The organism is uncultured Luteimonas sp. (genome assembly GCF_947492465.1).
Classification (GTDB): domain Bacteria; phylum Pseudomonadota; class Gammaproteobacteria; order Xanthomonadales; family Xanthomonadaceae; genus Luteimonas.
Genome location: NZ_CANLNF010000002.1, coordinates 84226 through 101575 on the forward strand (window position 1 = coordinate 84226; position 17350 = coordinate 101575).

Annotated in this window: 15 protein-coding genes; 6 read left to right on the forward strand and 9 right to left on the reverse strand. The window is 71.6% G+C overall.

Annotation, left to right across the window (positions count from 1 at the left end; translation table 11 throughout):
* Nucleotides 1-122: 122 nt before the first annotated feature.
* On the reverse strand, nt 123-1523 hold the full coding sequence (locus Q0863_RS05455) for an FAD-linked oxidase C-terminal domain-containing protein (protein ID WP_298576171.1): 1401 nt from the start codon (nt 1521-1523) through the stop codon (nt 123-125).
* Nucleotides 1524-1838: 315 nt separating this feature from the next.
* Nucleotides 1839-3227 carry a serine hydrolase gene (locus Q0863_RS05460; RefSeq protein ID WP_298577051.1) on the reverse strand — a complete coding sequence of 463 codons (1389 nt, stop codon included), beginning with the start codon at nt 3225-3227 and terminating at the stop codon, nt 1839-1841.
* Nucleotides 3228-3409: 182 nt separating this feature from the next.
* Here Q0863_RS05460 and Q0863_RS05465 point away from each other — a divergent pair, with 182 nt between their 5' ends.
* Entirely contained in the window at nt 3410-4171 is a 762-nt protein-coding gene (locus tag Q0863_RS05465; RefSeq protein WP_298576173.1) for a DUF72 domain-containing protein, read from the forward strand.
* Entirely contained in the window at nt 4164-4895 is a 732-nt protein-coding gene (locus Q0863_RS05470) for a DNA-formamidopyrimidine glycosylase family protein (protein WP_298576175.1), read from the forward strand. The genes Q0863_RS05465 and Q0863_RS05470 overlap by 8 nt, the downstream gene beginning before the upstream one ends.
* Nucleotides 4896-4934: 39 nt before the next feature.
* Here the strand turns inward: Q0863_RS05470 and Q0863_RS05475 are convergent, their stop codons facing one another.
* Both Q0863_RS05475 and Q0863_RS05480 read right to left on the reverse strand, forming a co-directional pair.
* Nucleotides 4935-6287, reverse strand: a complete 1353-nt coding sequence (locus Q0863_RS05475) for an MFS transporter (RefSeq protein ID WP_298576177.1) — start codon at nt 6285-6287, stop codon at nt 4935-4937.
* A gap of 11 nt (nt 6288-6298) precedes the next feature.
* The gene (locus Q0863_RS05480) at nt 6299-7339 is read right to left on the reverse strand and encodes an SDR family oxidoreductase (protein WP_298576179.1); all 1041 of its coding nucleotides are present in this window, start codon (nt 7337-7339) and stop codon (nt 6299-6301) included.
* Nucleotides 7340-7481: 142 nt separating this feature from the next.
* On the opposite strand from Q0863_RS05480, the gene Q0863_RS05485 reads away from it, so the two are divergent.
* Nucleotides 7482-8390 carry a LysR family transcriptional regulator gene (locus Q0863_RS05485; RefSeq protein ID WP_298576181.1) on the forward strand — a complete coding sequence of 303 codons (909 nt, stop codon included), beginning with the start codon at nt 7482-7484 and terminating at the stop codon, nt 8388-8390.
* A 559-nt stretch (nt 8391-8949) separates the two neighbouring features.
* Here Q0863_RS05485 and Q0863_RS05490 read toward each other — a convergent pair.
* The 3 genes from Q0863_RS05490 to dtd all read right to left on the reverse strand — a co-directional run bounded on the left by Q0863_RS05490 (nt 8950) and on the right by dtd (nt 12033).
* Entirely contained in the window at nt 8950-9330 is a 381-nt protein-coding gene (locus Q0863_RS05490; RefSeq protein ID WP_298576183.1) for a hypothetical protein, read from the reverse strand.
* A gap of 200 nt (nt 9331-9530) precedes the next feature.
* A complete protein-coding gene (gene rpoD / locus Q0863_RS05495; RefSeq protein WP_298576185.1) occupies nt 9531-11396 on the reverse strand; it encodes an RNA polymerase sigma factor RpoD in 1866 nt (621 codons plus the stop codon).
* A gap of 196 nt (nt 11397-11592) precedes the next feature.
* Nucleotides 11593-12033 carry a D-aminoacyl-tRNA deacylase gene (gene dtd, locus Q0863_RS05500; RefSeq protein ID WP_298577052.1) on the reverse strand — a complete coding sequence of 147 codons (441 nt, stop codon included), beginning with the start codon at nt 12031-12033 and terminating at the stop codon, nt 11593-11595.
* A gap of 113 nt (nt 12034-12146) precedes the next feature.
* On the opposite strand from dtd, the gene Q0863_RS05505 reads away from it, so the two are divergent.
* From Q0863_RS05505 to Q0863_RS05515, 3 genes are read left to right on the forward strand one after another with little or no spacing between them, the layout of a single operon-like run.
* Nucleotides 12147-13067, forward strand: coding sequence for a lauroyl acyltransferase (locus tag Q0863_RS05505; RefSeq protein ID WP_298576187.1), 921 nt, complete (start codon nt 12147-12149; stop codon nt 13065-13067).
* The gene (locus tag Q0863_RS05510) at nt 13064-13594 is read left to right on the forward strand and encodes a PH domain-containing protein (protein WP_298576189.1); all 531 of its coding nucleotides are present in this window, start codon (nt 13064-13066) and stop codon (nt 13592-13594) included. Before Q0863_RS05505 ends, Q0863_RS05510 begins: the two co-directional genes overlap by 4 nt.
* Nucleotides 13581-15098, forward strand: a complete 1518-nt coding sequence (locus Q0863_RS05515) for a PH domain-containing protein (protein ID WP_298576191.1) — start codon at nt 13581-13583, stop codon at nt 15096-15098. The genes Q0863_RS05510 and Q0863_RS05515 overlap by 14 nt, the downstream gene beginning before the upstream one ends.
* Here Q0863_RS05515 and Q0863_RS05520 read toward each other — a convergent pair.
* Complete coding sequence (locus tag Q0863_RS05520; protein WP_298576193.1) at nt 15075-16088, reverse strand: glycosyltransferase; 1014 nt, start codon at nt 16086-16088, stop codon at nt 15075-15077. The two genes, Q0863_RS05515 and Q0863_RS05520, sit on opposite strands and share 24 nt — an antisense overlap.
* Before the next feature lie 145 nt (nt 16089-16233).
* On the reverse strand, nt 16234-17268 hold the full coding sequence (locus tag Q0863_RS05525) for a CDP-glycerol glycerophosphotransferase family protein (protein ID WP_298576195.1): 1035 nt from the start codon (nt 17266-17268) through the stop codon (nt 16234-16236).
* Nucleotides 17269-17350 lie beyond the last annotated feature (82 nt).

Below are 17350 nucleotides of genomic sequence, written 5' to 3' on the forward strand. Positions count from 1 at the left end.
GATGCCACGCAGCCGCATGCAGGCCGTGGAACGGGGCGTGCCCGCCCTGCAGCGGCTGGGCACGTGCGTGGCTGGGTCGTTCGCCGGGCCTGCGCGCAGCGGGCGTGCCGCGCCCCTGCGGCTCAGCCGCAGGCCACGTCCGCCGGCGGCAGCACCTTGCCCGGATTGAGGATGCCGTCCGGGTCCAGCGCCGCCTTCACCGCGCGCATCGCCGCCAGGGTCGGGGCATCGAAGGCGCGGGCCATCCAGTCGCGCTTGGCCACGCCGATGCCGTGCTCGCCCGACAGCGTGCCGCCCAACCGCAGCACCAGCTCGAAGAGGCCCTCCGTCGCGGCCGCGGCGCGCGCGGCTTCGGCCGGGTCGTCTGGGTGGTACATGATGTTGACGTGCAGGTTGCCGTTGCCGGCATGCCCGAACGCCACGATCGGCAAGGCGCTCGCGGCGGCCAGCGCCTCGACCCCGGCGACGAGGTCGGCGATGCGCGAGACCGGTACCACCACGTCCTCGTTGATCTTGCCCGGGGCGATCGTGCGCAACGCTGGCGAGAGCGCGCGCCGCGCCGCCCACATGCGGTCGCGCGCGACGCCGTCGGCGGCCACGTCCACCTCCAGCAGGCCTTCGCCGGCGGCGGCGTCGGCCAGCGCCTGCAGCGCATCGGGCAGGCTGTCGTGGCTGCCATCGGCCTCCACCAGCAGCATGGCGCCGGCCTCGGGCAGCGCCACGCCGTGGCCGCGCAGCAGCGCCAGCGCGCTGCCATCCATGAATTCCAGCATCGCCGGCACCTGCGGCTGCCGCATCAGGCGCGAGACCGCGGCGGCGGCCGTCGCGGCGTCGCGGTAGAAGGCGCGCAGGCCCGCGTGCGCCGCCGGGCGCGGATGCAGCCGGAGCGTGGCTTCGACGATCAGCGCCAGCGTGCCCTCGCTGCCGACGATCAGGTGGCCCAGGTCGTAGCCGGTCGCATCCTTGGTCAAGGGACCGCCGCAGCGGATCAGCTCGCCACTGCCGGTGACCGCGACCAGCCCCAGCACGTTGTCGCGGGTGGCCCCGTACTTCACCGCGCGCGGTCCGCCCGCATTGCAGGCCAGGTTGCCGCCGATGGTGCAGCGCTCGAAGCTGGACGGATCCGGCGCCCAGAACAGCCCCAACGGCTGCAGCGCCTGCTGCAGCTGGCCGTTGAGCACGCCCGGCTCGACGATGGCGCAGCGATCGTCGGGCAGGATCTGCAGGATCCGGTCCATGCGTGCGAACGAGACCACCACCCCGCCCTGCAGCGGTACCGCCGCCGCCGTGGTCCCCGTGCCGGCGCCGCGGGCCACCACGGGTACGCGGTGGGCGCGGCAGGCGCGGACGATGGCGACCACCTGGTCGCGGTCGCGCGGCAGCGCCACCGCGTCGGGCATCGACCATTGCCGCGAGTCGTCGCCGCCGTGCGCACGACGCGCCCCCTCGTCGACGCGCCAGCCCTGCGGACCCAGCACGGCGGACAGTTCGGCAAGCAGCGGTTCGGGCAGTGCGGAGGTCATCGTCGAAGTCGGGGCGTCGGGCGACGCGGTGGCAGGCGGACAGGCGCGGCGGCCGGACGAACGGCGCGGGCCCGGCGCGACGCGCGCGCGGGTGCGATCGGCCATTGCGCCCGCTGCGTCGCCGCGGGGCGCAAAGCCTGACGGACTTGCCGGTGCGATTCAATCGGCGCGGGGCGCTGCACAGGCTCGTCCGCGCCAGCGGGCGCGCTGCCGGAAGCGACCACCCTTTCGTCGCGCTGCGCAGCGACGCCTGCGCCGCCGTGCCCGCGGACGTCCGGCGCCGGCCGGAACGTGCCGGGCACCGGCGATTGGCGGCTACCGCACCGGCTGGAGCAGCAGGTCGTGGTAGTCGTAGCTGAAGTCGGCCAGCGGCGAGACGGCCTTCATCGTGACCCGGTCCACCGCGCCGGCCGCGTCGAGCGCGAATGTCACGTAGGCGGGCTCGATCGCCGCGTCGTCCCAGTCCGCGCGGAAGGTGTCGTACTGCCAGTGGCTGAGCGTACCGGTCATGCCCGGGCTGCGGGTGAAGTCGATGCGCAGCCGGCCGCCCTGGTCGCGGATCTTGATCGGGCCGTACCAGGCATCGGCATAGTCGCCGGCGTAGGCGGCGCGCGGCAGCGAAGGCTTCGACGCCGTGCGCGCCTGTTTCGCGCTGTCGGCCAGCAGGGCCAGGCCGCCCTCGAGCCGCGCCTGGTTCCACTGCGAGAACGCGGCGACCCAGTCGCGCGGCGCGAAGCCCAGGTAGTGGTCGAGCAGCTCGTAGCCCAGCCCGCGCAGGACGTCCACGTCCTCGGAGTTGATCTGCAGCGCGATCCCCAGGTCGTGCCCGGGCACCAGCACCACGAAGGCCAGCACGCCGAACACCGCGCCGCCGTGCTGCACCACCCGGACGCCGCGATAGTCCTGCACGCTCCAGCCCAGCGCGTAGCTGGAGAACTGCGGGGTCATCGCCTCGATCGGCGCCGGCCAGGGACGGATCGCGACCGGCACCTGCGGCGTCCACATCTCGCGCGCGCCCGCTTCGCTCCACAGCCGTTCGCCACTGCCGCCCGGCACGGCGCCGAGCGCGAGCTGCGCCTGCATCCAGCGCGCGAAATCCTTTGCGCTCCAGGACAGGCCGCCCGCCGGCGCGCCGACCTGGCCCAGCCCCTCGCGCTCGGGCAGCAGCTGCTGCGCGCCCAGTCCGCGCAGGCGCGGATCGATGCGCGCGTGCGGATGCGCGCGGTTGGCCGTGGCGAAGCGATCGTCCTCGTGGCTGGTGGCGGTGGCCATGCCCAGCGGCGCGAAGATGCGCTCGCGCACGAAGGACTCCCAGTCCTGCCCGCTCACCGCGGCCACCAGTTCGCCGGCGACGATATAGAGGATGTTGTCGTAGGCGTAGGCGCTGCGGAAGCTGGTGGCCGGCCGGATGTGGCGCAGGGCCTGCACGATCTCGGTGCGGCTGCGCGAGCTGCGCGGGATGAACAGCAGGTCGCCCGCGCCAAGGCCCAGGCCGCTGCGGTGCACCAGCAGGTCGCGCACGGTCATCTCGCGCGTGACCCAGGCGTCGTACATGCGGAAGTCCGGCAGGTGGTCGATCACCGGATCGTCCCAGCCGAGCTTGCCCTCGTCGACCAGGATCGCCAGCGCCGCGGCGGTCACCGCCTTGCCGGTGGAGCCGGTGGGAAAGATGCGCGCACCGCAGCCGGCGGCGGCCAGGCCCACCGCGCGCAAGGCGACCGCAAGGAAGTAGCACCGGCCCGCGCGGGACCCGCCTGGCCGTGCCCGCTCCGGGCGCCTCACGGGGCATTGATGGCGGCTGCGTCAGCCTCCCGGCTCCATCGATGCACGAGCCGAACCGGTGCAGCAGGCACTTGCCACGTCCGATCCCTGGCGCCGCTGACGCCATGGCCAACCACCGCATCCGCACCGGCTGCGCGGGCTGGTCGATCGGCACGCCCCAGCGCGGCCTGTTCGGCGATGGCCCGAGCATGCTCGCGCGCTACGCCACGCGTTTCGACATCGCCGAGATCAACTCCTCGTTTTACCGCCCACACCGGCGCGAGACCTGGCAGCGCTGGGCGGCGAGCGTGCCGGCGGGATTCCGTTTCTCGGCCAAGATGCCGCGCACCATCTCGCACGAACTGGCACTGCGTGGCACTGGACCGGCGCTGGACCGGTTCCTCTCCGAAGTAGACGGCCTTGGCCGCAAGCTCGGCGGGCTGTTGCTGCAGCTGCCGCCCAGCCTGGCGTTCGACGCGCGCAGCGCATCGGCCTTCTTCCGGATGCTGCGCAGGCGCAGCGACCTGCCGGTGGCCTGCGAGCCGCGCCATGCCAGCTGGTTCGACGCGCGCGCGTCGGACCTGCTGGCGCAGCATGCGATCGCGCGGGTGGCCGCCGATCCTGCGCGACTGCCGGCGGCCGCGCTTCCGGGCGGCTCCGCAGCGGGCTGGACCTACTGGCGCTGGCACGGCTCGCCGCGCATGTACTACAGCCGCTACGGAGATGACGCTCTTGCCGCACTGGCCGCCCAGGTCGCATCCCGCAAGGGCGCGCCCGCATGGGTGATCTTCGACAACACCGCGCATGGCCACGCCGCCACCGACGCCCTGCGCTTCCAGACCATCGCCGGCGCCACCCGGCGGCGTCCCGGGGGACAACATGCCTGAAGGTCCATCCATCGTCATCCTGCGCGAGGAGGCGGCGCATTTCCGACGCAGGACCGTGCGCCATGTCGAAGGCAACAGCAAGCTCGACCTCCAGCGCATGCAGGGCCGGCGGGTCGTGTCGGTCCGCAGCTGGGGCAAGCATTTCCTGCTCGAGTTCAGCAGCTTCAGCCTGCGCGTGCACATGCTGATGTTCGGCACTTACCGCATCGACGATCCCAAGCCCGACAAGCCGCCTCGCCTGTTGCTGCAGTTCGACAACGGCACGCTGTACTTCTATTCGTCCTCGCTCAAGTACATCGAGGGCCCGCTGGACGACACCTACGACTGGCGCGGCGACGTGATGTCGCCGGACTGGGACCCGGCGCTGGCACGGCGCAAGCTCAAGGCCCAGCCCGACATGCTCGTCTGCGACGCGCTGCTGGAGCAGGACGTGTTCGCCGGCGTGGGCAACATCATCAAGAACGAGGTGCTGTTCCGCATCCGCGTGCACCCCGAGACCCGCATCGGCGACCTGCCGCCGCGCAAGCTCGGCCAGCTCATCGCGCAGGCCCGCGACTACAGCTTCGACTTCCTCGAATGGAAGAAGCAGTACGTGCTGCGCAAGCACTGGCTGGTGCATCGAAAGCGCGACTGCCCCGAATGCGGCAGGCGCCTGGAGCTCGCACACCTCGGCACCCGCCAGCGGCGGACCTTCTGGTGCGGCCACTGCCAGCTGCACTACTGAGCAGCGCAGGTGCGCACGATCGCGCGCCCGCCCGCCACGTCAACGCACCGCACCGGCGCGCGCGATGCCGGCCCCCGGCGCCGGTGCAGGATTGCCACCTCTCGGCTGGCGCCCTCCCAGCGCATCCGCGCGGCCACCGAGGTACCAGCCCAGCGCGCCCCAGGCCAGGGCACAGCCCGCGCCGATCATCGCCACCCACGCCATGCCCGGCCCGAACAGGTCCAGCGCACTCTTGACCCAGGCGCTGGCGGCGTCGCCGCCGCGGTACACCACCGTGTCGATGAATGCCTTGGCCTTGTACTTGCTCTCCGCGTCCAGTGGCGCGAACAGCATTTCCCGGCCCGGCCGCACGAACGCGTGTTCGCCGACGCGGCGCACGACCATCAGCGCGGCCAGCATCGCGAAGCCGGGCGCCAACGCCAACCCGACGAAGCCCACGCAGACCAGCAGCGGCACCCTGGCCAGCAGCACCCGCACGCCCAGCTTCTGCGCGACGCGCCCGGTCACGAAGGCCTGCGCCAGCAGCGCGCCCGCCTGCACCACCATGTCGATCACGCTGAACACCCGCACCTGCTCGTCGCGATCCGGGAACAGCGTCGCCACCAGCCGCGCCTGTTCGAAATAGAGGAAGGTGGTGACGCCCGCCAGCAGCACGACGAAGCCCGACACCGCGAGCAGGTACGGCGAGCGCAGCACGCGGGTGAGTCCGCTGAACGGGTTGCCGGCGACCGGCCTGCGCGTGCTCTCGGCCGGCACCGCGCCCGGCCTGCCGGCGCCGCCGCGTTCGCGCCAGCGCATCAGCGGTCGCTTCAGCGCAAGCGCCACGCCCAGCAGCAGGCCCGCAAGCAGCACCAGCCCGGCGTGCCCCAGCGTGTCGACCAGCAACGCGCCCGTAGCCGGGCCCGCCAGCCCGCCGACACTCGCGCCCGCGGCGATGAAGGCGAACAGGCGCCGCGCCTGCCGCGCATCGAACACGTCGGCCATCACGCTCCAGGTCACGGACACCACGAACAGGTTGTAGACCGAGATCCAGACGTAGAACGCGCGTGCCACCCAGAGGCTGTCGCCAGCGGCATGGAAGGCCAGCGCGAACGCCGCCAGGTTCACGCAGAACACGCCATAGACCCAGCTGGCGAACTGACTGCGCGGCACATGCGCGCTGAGCCATGCGAACAGCGGCACCACCAGCACCGTGGCCGCGAAGGTGGCGGTGAACAGCCACTGCAGCTGGTCGATGCCGGCGGCGATGCCCATCGCCTCGCGCACGGGGCGCAGCATGAAATAGCCGGAGAAGATGCAGAAGAACAGCGCGAATCCGGTGAGCGCCGCGCCGGCTTCCTCCGGCTCGGCATCGATCGCCGAGGCGACGATCCGCGGCATGACGATGGGCATGGCCGCCTCCCTCAGTCGAAGTCGAGGCCGGTCAGGCGCTCGGTCAGCGTCCACAGGCGCGCTGCGGCGTCGGCGTCCTGCGCGGCCGCCGGCACAGTGGCCAGGCCCAGCGGTCCGCGACGCTCGCCATCGGCGGTAGGCCCGTAATAACTTCCGGGTCGGGCTTCGAGGGCGGTCGCGGCATACAGGGTCGACAACGCGCCCTGCGCAGCCGAGTGGTACTGGTCGCGGTCGCGGGCCCAGTTGCGGCCGAACTCGCTGTCCAGGCCCGGGCCGCGGCGGATCAGTTCGGTGACCGCCACGCCCGGGTGCGCGGCGAAGCTGGCGATGCCCCAGCCCGCGGCCTCGCTGCGGCGCTGCAGCTCGAAGGCGAACATCAGGCAGGCCAGCTTGGATTGCGCATAGCTCGCGTAAGGGTCGTAGGCCTGCTCGGAGTGCAGGTCGTCGAAGTCGATGCGGCCGCGCGCGGCGGCGATGCTCGACAGCGTGACGACCCGCGGCGCCTCGCTGCGGCGCAGCAGCGGCAGCAGCTGCGCGGTCAGCGCGAAGTGGCCGATGTAGTTGGTGGCGAGCTGCGCCTCGAAACCGTCGGCCGACACCCCCCGCCCGGGCGGCGCCATGATCGCGGCATTGTTGATCAGCCCATCCAGCCGCGGCAGCGAGGCGCGGAGCCGCTCGCCGAGCGCTCGCACCGAGGCGAGGTCGGCGAGGTCCAACGTCTCGAAGCGCACCTGTGCGCCGGGGTGCGCCTGGCGGATCCGGGCGGCGCTCTCCTCGCCGCGGGCGGTATTGCGGGCGGCGATCACCACCTGCGCGCCAGCGCCCGCCAGCGCCTTGGCATCTTCGTAACCCATGCCGCTGGTGCCGCCGGTGACCAGGAAGATGCGGCCGTCCTGCGCGGGGATGTCGGCCACGCCCCAATCGGGTTCGGGACCGGAGTGCGCGATCGCGCTGCCGGCATGGAGCAGGCCGCCCAGCCCGAGTCCGAGCGCGAACAGGCGGCGGCAGATCCGGCCGCCGGGGGAAAGCGAGGGGCGTCGTGGCTGGTGCATGGTCGATCCTCCTGGTGGAAGCGCGGCCTGCCCGGAGCGGGCGACATCGCGCGGAGGCCATGTTGGGCGCTTGATACCTCTGGATAAACCGGATAAAAGCGAATGCCTTGTACGGCATCCCGTACAGTCAGGGGAGCCCCGCGTGCGCCAGCCGGACCTGAGCGATGTCGCCCTGTTCGCCGCCGTGGTCGAGGCCGGGGGCTTCCGGGCCGCGGCCGAGCGCCGCGGGCTGTCGGCCTCGTCGCTCAGCGACCGCGTCCGCAGGCTGGAACACGACCTGGGACTGCGCCTGCTCCACCGCACCACCCGCAGCGTGACTCCGACCGAAGCGGGCGCGCGACTGCTCGACCGGCTGCGTCCGGCGCTGGCCGAGATCGCGTCGGCCTTCAACGACCTCGACGACAGCACGCAACGCCCGGTCGGCACGCTGCGGCTCAACGTGCCGGTACCGACCGCGCGCTTCGTCCTGCCCGGGCTGATCCCGCCATTCCTGGCGCGCTGCCCCGGGGTCAGCGTGGAGGTCGCGATGGACAACACCCACATCGACGTCCTGGCCGCCGGCTTCGACGCCGGCGTGCGCTACGACGAGAGCCTGGCGCGCGACATGATCGCGGTGCCGATCGGCCCGCGGCGCCAGCGGTTCGTGGCCGCGGCCTCCCCGGCCTACCTGCAGTCGCACGGCCTGCCCGGCCATCCACGCGACCTGCTCGAACATCGCCTGGTCGGCCACCGCTTCGAGAGCGGCAAGCTCGCCGTCTGGGAACTCGAACACGACGGCGCGCGCTTCCGCGTGTCGCCGCACGGCCCGCTGCTGACCTCCTCGCAGTACCTGGAAGTGGCCGCCGCACTCGCCGGCACCGGCATCATCTACACGTTCGAGGAATACCTGCGGCCCCTGCTCGATGCGGGCCGGCTGCAGCCGGTACTCGAATCCTGGTGGCAGTCGTTCGACGGTCCCTACCTGTACTACAACGACCGCCGCCACGTGCCGTCGCCGCTGCGCGCCTTCGTCGCGTTCCTCAGGGAGCAGCAGGCCGGCGCCGTCGACTAGCGCCGGCGGGTCCGGCACGGCCTTGTGCGGCGGCGCGACAGGTACGGAAATGGGCCCACCAGGATTCGAACCTGGAACCAAGGGATTCGCTTTGGCCGGGGGTTTCCTCCCGGAGCGGACTATCTCTTCGCCCTTCGCCGCGGCCGTGGGCCGGGGCGGATGGGGCGCGGGACGCTCGAGCCTGTGATCAAGGGCACTGGAGCCCCCAGGTAGTCTCTGCACCTTCCGGCGGTGTACCGCCGGCTTGGCTCAGGATTGCCACCGTCCGGCATCGCTGCCGCCGCTGCGGTTCCCCTGAATTCATCCCGTTCCCGTCCACGCATTCCTGCGCGGCGGCACCTTGTCGATGAGTCCCCTGCTCTAACCGTTGAGCTATAGGCCCGAACGGGCATCGTAGCAAAGGCGGGCATCGTCGCGACGCGGCGCGACGGATCCGAACACGTTGGCCGCAGGACCCGTGGCGTAAAGAATCGCGCGACCGTGACCCGTCGACGAGTACCGGCCCCGGCCGCGCGACACGAGCCGGGCGGCGCGAGCCGCCCGGTCGTCCGGTGACGGCTTACTGGCCGTCGGTGTTGTTGCGACCATCCGCCGCGGCGTTGGCTTCTTCAGCGGCGTCCTGCGCCTGTTCGGCGGCGTCCGCGGCCTTCTCGGCGGCGTCGGCCAGGTCCTCGCGACGGGTCATGTCGCCATCGGCGCCCATCGCCTGGCCGGCGATCTGGGACGCCGCATCGGCGGCGGCGTCGGCCGCCTCGGTGGCGGCCTGCGCCGACTGCGCGGCGGCCATGTCGCCGGTGGCGGCGGCGCTGTCCGCCGCCTGCTGCGCCTCGGCGGCGGAATTGGCGGCTTCCTGGGCAGAATTCTGGGCCTGGTCGGCGTTGGAGCAGGCGCTCAGGCCAGCGGCCAGGGCAAGCGCGAGGATGGTCTTGGTCGCATTCATTCGGTGATCTCCTGTTGATCGGGCGCTCGCTGCGCCCTCGGGAGGCGACTCTGCCCGGAGGGATGTGGGCGCCGTGCGAATGCCCGCGCGCTCGGACCCGGCACGTTCAGCTTCGGGGCCACCAATGCAGATCGCCCCGGCACGCGTGGGCGGGCCGGGGCGATCGGACGGCATGCAGCGGCCCGTGCGGCCGCGATGCTTCAGTCGATATCGAGGAACGAGCGCAGCTGCTCCGAACGGCTCGGGTGGCGCAGCTTGCGCAGCGCCTTGGCCTCGATCTGGCGGATGCGCTCGCGGGTGACGTCGAACTGCTTGCCCACTTCCTCGAGGGTGTGGTCGGTGTTCATGTCGATGCCGAAGCGCATGCGCAGCACCTTGGCCTCGCGCGGCGTCAGCCCGGCGAGCACGTCGCGCACGGTCTCGGACAGGTTGATGTTGGTGGTAGCCTCGATCGGGGACTCGACGTTGGTGTCCTCGATGAAGTCGCCCAGGTGCGAGTCCTCGTCGTCGCCGATCGGGGTCTCCATGGAGATCGGCTCCTTGGCGATCTTCATGACCTTGCGGATCTTGTCCTCGGGCATGTCCATCTCCTTGGCCAGCTCCTCCGGCGTGGCCTCGCGGCCGTACTGCTGGAGCATCTGCCGGGAAATGCGGTTGAGCTTGTTGATCGTCTCGATCATGTGCACCGGGATGCGGATGGTGCGCGCCTGGTCGGCGATCGAGCGGGTGATCGCCTGGCGGATCCACCAGGTGGCATAGGTCGAGAACTTGTAGCCGCGGCGGTATTCGAACTTGTCCACCGCCTTCATCAGGCCGATGTTGCCTTCCTGGATCAGGTCGAGGAACTGCAGGCCGCGGTTGGTGTACTTCTTGGCGATCGAGATCACCAGGCGCAGGTTGGCCTCGACCATCTCCTTCTTGGCCTTGCGCGCCTTGGCCTCACCGTAGGCCATCGCGCGGTTGATCTCGCGCAGGTCGGCGAGCGTCACCATCATCGCCTTCTCGACGGCGAGGGTGGCCTCCTGCTCGATCACGATCTGGTCCTTCACCTCGCGCATGCCGCTCGACCACTTCTGCTTGCGCTTGAGCACCTCGTCCACCCAGCCCAGGTTGGTCTGGTTGCCTTCCCAGGCGCGGATGAAATCCTTGCGCGGCATCCGCGCGACGCGCGTGGACAGGTCGAGGATGCGGCGCTCGTGGTCCTTGATCTGGCCCACCACGTCGCGCAGCTTCCGCACCAGGGTGTCGGTCAGCGGCAGCGGCAGCTTGAAGGTGGTGAAGATCTCGGCCATTTCCTCGCGCAGCTTCAGCACCGGCTTGGCTTCGGCGCCGCTCTTGGCGTAGGCCTTCTGGAACTTGGCGTAGAGGGCGGCCAGCGCCTCCATGCGGCGCGCGACCTCGGCCGGATCGGGACCGGTGGGGCCGGCTTCCTCGGCCTCGCCGTCGTCGGCGTCGTCTTCCTCGTCGGCCTCGGCATCGTCGGCGGTGGCGGCGTCGCCGCTGTCGGCCACGACCGGTGCCTCGGGGACGGCCTCTTCGAGGTCGTTGAAGCCCACCACCAGTTCGGCCAGGCGCTTCTTGCCGGCCTTGTGCAGTTCGTAGTCCTCGAGCAGCAGCTGTACCGACCAGGGGAAGCTGGCCAGCGAGGACAGCATCTGGTTGAGGCCTTCCTCGATGCGCTTGGCGATGGCGATTTCGCCCTCGCGGGTCAGCAGCTCGACCGTGCCCATCTCGCGCATGTACATGCGCACCGGGTCGGTGGTGCGGCCGCCCTCGGCGTCGAGCGCAGTCAGCGTGGCGGCGGCTTCCTCGGCAGCGGTGTCGTCGACTTCGCGGTTGCCGGTGGAGTCGCCGGTGAGCAGCAGCGATTCGACATCGGGCGCGATCTCGTGGACCTCGATGCCCATGCCGTTGATCATGCCGATGATGTCTTCGATCTGCTCCGGATCGACGAGGTCGTCGGGCAGGTGGTCGTTGACTTCGGCGTAGGTCAGATAGCCCTGTTCCAGCCCCTTGGAGATCAGGAGCTTGATGTCGGACTGCTCGGCTGGACGTTCATTCGCCATGAGGCGCGCACCGGGGAGAAAAGTGAACCCGTAATTATACATCGCCCAGGGGTCGGGGTTCCCCCGCGGGGCTGCTGGCCGCCCCCTGGAAGGGGTGCCGGGAGCCTAGATGGGCCCGGGATGCCCGGTTTTCCAGCCGCGGCGGCGCCCGCCTCGATGTGCCGGCGTTCAGGCTCGCGGCGTCGCGGTCGGGGGCTCAGGCCCTGAGCAGGAAGGTCACCGGTCCGTCGTTGACCAGCCCGACCACCATGTGGGCGCCGAAGCGGCCGGTTTCAACCACCCCGCCATGCTGCGTCCGGCACGCCTCCAGCAGCCGGGCGAAGACGCGCTCGGCCTCGTCCGGGGGGGCTGCGGTGCTGAAGCCGGGGCGCATCCCCGAGCGGGTATCGGCCGCAAGGGTGAACTGGCTGACCAGCAGCAGCCCGCCACCGGTGTCGGCCAGCGACCGGTTCATCCGCCCCTGGTCGTCGGTGAAGACCCGGTAGCCGAGCAGGCGCCCGGTCATCCGCGCCACCTGGGCGTCGCCGTCGCCCGGTTCGACGCCCACCAGCGCGAGCAGCCCGCCGCCCACGCGACCGATCACCTCGCCATCGACGGCCACGCTGGCTTCGGTCACGCGCTGGATCAGGGCAAGCATGGGCATGGGGTCGCAGGCGGGGGACCACAGCCTATCCGGATTCGCCTGCCCGCCCCTGCGCCGGTCGCCGCGCCGGCGCGGGGCGCGTCGCCGCGCCTCGCTACACTGGCACGATGACCGAACTCGCCGCCCGCCTGCTGTACGCACTCGCCGCGCTCGCCGGACGCCTGCCCTGGCCCGTGCTGCGCACGCTCGGCGACGCGCTGGCGTGGCTGTGGCTGCGTACCGGCGCACGCGAGAGCGAGGTCGCGCTGCGCAACCTCGAACTCGCCTATCCCGACCTGCTGCCGGCGCAGCGCGAGGCCTGGCTGCGCGACGTCCTGCGCACGACCGGGCTGCAGACGCTGGACACCCTGCGGCTGTGGACCCGGCCGCACGCCGAAAACCTGGCGCAGCTGCGCGAACGCAGCGGCGAGGCGCTGTTCGACGCGGCGCTGGCCTCGGGGCGCGGCCTGATCGTCGCCGCGCCGCACTTCGGCAACTGGGAGCTGCTGAACCAGTGGCTGGCGGCGAAGACGCCACTGGCGATCCTGTACAAGCCGCCGGAATCGGCGATCGGCGAAGCCTTCCTGCGCCGCGTGCGCGCCGATGCCGACGCCGACCGCATCACCCAGGTCCGGGCCGAGGGCGCCGGCGTGCGCCAGCTGTTCAAGCGGCTGCAGGCCGGCGGCGTGGTGGGGATCCTGCCCGACCAGCAACCCAAGGGCGGCGACGGCGAATTCGCGCCGTTCTTCGGCGTGCAGGCGCTGACCATGACCCTGCTCGGGCGCCTGGCCGCGCGCAGCGGCGCGGTGGTGCTGTTCGCCTGGTGCGAACGCATCGGCGCCGGCCCGGACTACGCGCTGCGGATCGAGGCCGCCTCCCCCGGCGTCGCCGATGCCGACGCCGCGGTGGCGACCGCCGCGCTCAATGCCGACGTCGAGCGCATCGCCCGCCGCGACCCCGCGCAGTACCAGTGGACCTACAAGCGCTTCAAGGCGCGGCCACCGGGCAGCGGCGAACCCAATCCCTACGCCGACCTGGAAGGCCGATGACGCGCGAACCCGACGACCTGTCCGCCCCGGTCGCCCCCGCCGACGCCGACCCGCTGCCCGAAGGCTGGCAACCCCTACCGAAGGCCGCGCGCCGACTGTTCGTGCTGGGCAACGTGCTCGGGATGGGCGCGCTGGCGCTGGGCCTGCTGGTGCCGATCGGACTGCTGGTCGACCACAAGCCGCTGGCGCTCGCGTTGGCCCTGCTGGTGCTGGTGCTGCTGCCGGCGTGGGGCGCGTGGCTGGCATTCCGGCAGTACGCCGCGACCCGCTGGCGGCTGGACGGGGATGGCTACGCGCTGCGCCGCGGCCGCCTCTGGCAGCAGGAAACCTTCGTGCCGAAGTCGCGGGTGCAACACCTCGACCTGCAGCGCGGGCCGATCGAGCGCCGCTTCGGGCTGTCGACGCTGGTGATCCACACCGCCGGCACCCGCTCCAACGCGGTCTCGACCCCGGGGCTGGATGCGGGCGACGCCGAAGCGCTGCGCGACCGGCTCGCGCGCTGGATCGAGCACGATGACCTCGACTGAGCCGACACCCGCGCCGACGCCGGCCAGCGACGTCGCGGCCGGACACGAACGCCGCCTGCATCCGTGGTCGTGGCTGTTCGTCCTGCTCGGCGCGCTGCGCCAGTTCATCGTCCCGCTGCTGGTGCTGATGTTCTTCGGCCGCGGCGACCGCTACGCACTGTGGCCGCTGGTCGGCGTCGGCGTGCTGGCCCTGTTCGCGGTCTGGCAGTACTTCACCTACCGCTACCGGATCGACGGCGACAGCCTCGTGATCCGCAGCGGGCTGCTGGAGCGCAGCCTGCGGCAGGTGCCGTTCTCGCGCATCCACAATGTCGAGCTGCGGCAGACGCTGCTGCATCGCCTGTTCGGCGTGGCCGAGGTGAAGCTCGAATCGGCCGGCGGCGACAAGCCCGAGGCGCAGATGCGCGTGCTGCGGCTCGACGAGGCGCTGGCGCTGGAACGGCTGATCCGCCATCGCGCGCAGGGCGGCGAAGCGGAGGCGCCGGAAGCCGTTGCCGGCGACACCCTGCTCGCGCTGTCCACGCCCGAGATCGTGCGCCTGGGCCTGATCTCCAACCGCGGGATGATCGTGGTCGGCGCGGCCTTTGCGCTGGCGTGGCAGATGTTCCCGGAAGACACGATGGAAAACGCGTTCCGACAGGCCTGGCGCAGCGCGTTCGGGTATGTCGAGCACCTGCATGCCGGCTGGAACACCGCCCTCGCCGTCGCGGGCGTGGTGGTGCTGGCCCTGGTGCTGGTGCGCCTGTTCTCGGTGGTGCTGGCACTGGTGCGCTACCACGGCTTCCGCCTGCAGGCGCTGGGCCGGCGCCTGACGATCGAACGCGGGCTGCTGGCGCGCGTGCGCAGCAGCGTCTCGCGCCGCCGCATCCAGGCCTGGACCCTGCGCGAGGGACTGCTGCACCGCGTGTTCGACCGGCGCTCGCTGTCGATCGACACCGCCGGCGCGCAGGGCGAGGACGGCCAGGCGCAACGCGAACCACCGGAACTCGCGCCGATTGCCACGCCCGCGGCCTGCGATGCGTTGCTGCAGGAACTGCTCGGCGATGGCGCATGGCCACCGGCCGGCTGGCAGCCCCTGCATCCGCGTGCCTGGCAGCGGTTGCTGCTCGGCGACGTGGTGTTCGCCGTGCTGCTCGCCGCCGGGCTGTGCTGGTACGTCGGCCCCTGGGGCCTGCTCGGGCTGCTGTGGCTGCCCTGGGGGGCGTGGCTGGCGCTTCGGCACGCGCGCTTCGCCGGCTACCACATGGACGCGCGCCTGTTCGCGGTGCGCGAAGGCTGGTGGTCGCGCCACTGGCGTTTCGCCGAACTCGACAAGCTGCAGGCGCTGCAGCTGCGCCGCTCGCCGCTGGACCGCTGCTTCGGCATGGCGTCGCTGTGGCTGGATACCGCCGGCGCCGGCGCGATGTCGCCGCCGCTGCGCGTGCGCTACCTGCCCGACGCCGAGGCGCGCGCGCTGTACGTCGCGCTCAATCGCGACGTGTCACGCCGCCCGCTGCGCTGGTAGCGGCGCGGCCGCCGCCGTGCCCGTGATGGCTTCACCGACCGCTTCGACCATCCGGGTCCGGAAGCCGCGGTCGATCGCCTCGTATGCCCGCCGTGCGCGGGCCGACATCGCATCGACCACCACCTCCGGCAATCCCAGCACGCGCTCCACGGCGCGCTCCACGCCCTCGGCATCGACATGGAACCGGCGCGCCAGCCCGAGCTGCCCGATCCGCGCCGGCGGGATCAGCACGCCGTAGTCCGGCCGCACCAGTTCGTTCATCGGTTCGCCATCGGTCGTCAGCATCACCGCGCCCACGCCCAGCGCTTCGACCAGCACGTGGCCGAAGCCTTCCGCCTCCGACGGGCAGACATGGAAGCGGCAGCTGTTCTGCAGGATGCGCAGCTCGTCGTCGCTCAGCCGCCCGACGCGGTGGTCGATGTTCGCCGCGCCCTGCCGGGGCCGCGCGTGCCGGCTGGTCTGCACCACCACCAGGGTCGGCCACTCCGGGTGCCGGCACCAGGCTTCCAGCACCGCCTCGGTGCCCTTGACCGGGCTCTTGCCGGCGAGGTGCAGGAACATGCGTTCGCGCGGCACGCCGGGAAGCCGGCGATCCTGGCTGGTGAAGCCGACATGCCGCGCGTCCACGCCCATGCCCGAGAAGATGCGCTGCGCATGGACGGTCTTGCACAGCATGCCGTCGAGCCGGTGCAGGCTGCCCTGCCACTTGCGGGTCCGGAACCACTCCGGGTTGGGCATCAACAGGTTGCGCCGCGCCAGTGACAGGGTATTCGGATAGACGTGCTCCAGCGACAGCTGCAGGTCGACCCGGCCACGCCAGAAGCGCGCCAGCCGCATGCCGCCGATCTGCAGCGCACGCACGCCCTTCTCGTTGTGGAAGCCGACCGGATCGACCGCGTACCCGGCCTGCCCGAGCAGGTCGGCGAGCAGGTCGAGGTCCTTGGCAAGGCCGTGCCCGTTGCCGCGGGCGAGGATCCGGATCGAGGGCATGGCATGGGCGCCGCGCGGGGGCGTCGGCGAGGTGCGGGGGAGCGCGCAGCTTCCATGGTGGATCGCTGCCGTTCCGTGAACACGTTGGAAATGTGGCGTCGCCGCGCCCCCTCGTTCATCGCGCAGCCAGCCTGCGCGCCCGGCGTCAGCGCCAGCCCGCCGGCCCCCAGTAACCGATGCGCCGACGGATCTTGAGCTTGCGCCACAGGTTCAGCGGCTTGCTGCGGCGGTTGCGCCCGCCGGCGGCGACGAAGGCGTCGATCGCCTCGAGCACGCGCTCGCTGGAGCGGCCATCGCGCCAGGGATGCAGCTGGTCGGCGAACTGCTTCACCGCCGCCATCAGCTCGGGCGGGCGCGACAGCGCGCGCCGGATCGCGGGTTCGAACTGCGCCGGATCGTCGATGTCGATCAGCTGCGGGCCCGGCCGGCGGTTCTTGAACGTCACCACCGGCTTGTAGGTCAGCAGGAACTCGTTGAGCGCCGAGGACGTGTCCGAACACATCACGTCCGCCTCCTCGAACAGGTCGAGGATGTTGTCGTTCTCGGCGAAGACCAGGTGTTCGCCCTGCAGCGCCTTGTACTTCGCGACCATCTCCGGATCCATCTTCGGGTGGAAGGTGACGATCCAGCGCCACTCGCCGCTGCGCGACAGGCGCGCGATCTCGTCGTACAACACCGGCGCCGCGCTCCACGAAGGCGAGAACGTCGAGTGGTAGAGGATCACCGGCGGCTTGCGCATGGGGGCGGGCTCGTTGCCGAGCGAGGCCATGAACGGGTCGATCTTCGGGAACCCGGTTTCCGCCACCGAGAAATGCCCGAGTTTGTGCGAAAGCTCGCCAAAGGCCGCGGTATCGCGCGGGCCGGTGGTGCAGTACAGGTCGAAGAAACCGCGGATGTAGATGTGCCGCGGCTTGCCGGCATCGAAGCCATGGAAGGTTTCCACCTTCACGCCGGGGAAGAAGTGCGGCACCGCGTTGGACGAGGTGATCACCGCGTACGGCTTCCACGCCCGCACCTGCTCGACCGTCAGCAGGGTCTCGTCGGCCGCCAGGTCGCTCGCGCCGGGGCCGTCGAAGAACCACGCGGCCTCGTCGCCGCGGGCGCGGATCGCGGCCTGGATCGGGCGCAGGATGGCCAGCGCGTAGCGTTCGGAACCGTAGAGCAGGTAATGGCGGGGCACGTCGCGCTCCTTGCGCGCTGGCGACGCGGGAGTATCGCATCGCCGCGCCGGCGAAGCCGGCATGCGGACCGGCCATCGCGGT

Excerpts from the sequence above, each read along its gene's own strand:
- Q0863_RS05470 (WP_298576175.1), top strand. The coding sequence starts at position 4,164 with ATGCCTGAAGGTCCATCCATCGTCATCCTGCGCGAGGAGGCGGCGCAT.
- Q0863_RS05520 (WP_298576193.1), bottom strand. The coding sequence starts at position 16,088 with ATGCCCTCGATCCGGATCCTCGCCCGCGGCAACGGGCACGGCCTTGCC.
- Q0863_RS05510 (WP_298576189.1), top strand. The coding sequence starts at position 13,064 with ATGACGCGCGAACCCGACGACCTGTCCGCCCCGGTCGCCCCCGCCGAC.
- rpoD (WP_298576185.1), bottom strand. The coding sequence starts at position 11,396 with ATGGCGAATGAACGTCCAGCCGAGCAGTCCGACATCAAGCTCCTGATC.
- Q0863_RS05505 (WP_298576187.1), top strand. The coding sequence starts at position 12,147 with ATGACCGAACTCGCCGCCCGCCTGCTGTACGCACTCGCCGCGCTCGCC.
- Q0863_RS05490 (WP_298576183.1), bottom strand. The coding sequence starts at position 9,330 with ATGAATGCGACCAAGACCATCCTCGCGCTTGCCCTGGCCGCTGGCCTG.
- Q0863_RS05465 (WP_298576173.1), top strand. The coding sequence starts at position 3,410 with ATGGCCAACCACCGCATCCGCACCGGCTGCGCGGGCTGGTCGATCGGC.
- Q0863_RS05515 (WP_298576191.1), top strand. The coding sequence starts at position 13,581 with ATGACCTCGACTGAGCCGACACCCGCGCCGACGCCGGCCAGCGACGTC.
- Q0863_RS05455 (WP_298576171.1), bottom strand. The coding sequence starts at position 1,523 with ATGACCTCCGCACTGCCCGAACCGCTGCTTGCCGAACTGTCCGCCGTG.
- dtd (WP_298577052.1), bottom strand. The coding sequence starts at position 12,033 with ATGCTTGCCCTGATCCAGCGCGTGACCGAAGCCAGCGTGGCCGTCGAT.
- Q0863_RS05475 (WP_298576177.1), bottom strand. The coding sequence starts at position 6,287 with ATGCCCATCGTCATGCCGCGGATCGTCGCCTCGGCGATCGATGCCGAG.
- Q0863_RS05480 (WP_298576179.1), bottom strand. The coding sequence starts at position 7,339 with ATGCACCAGCCACGACGCCCCTCGCTTTCCCCCGGCGGCCGGATCTGC.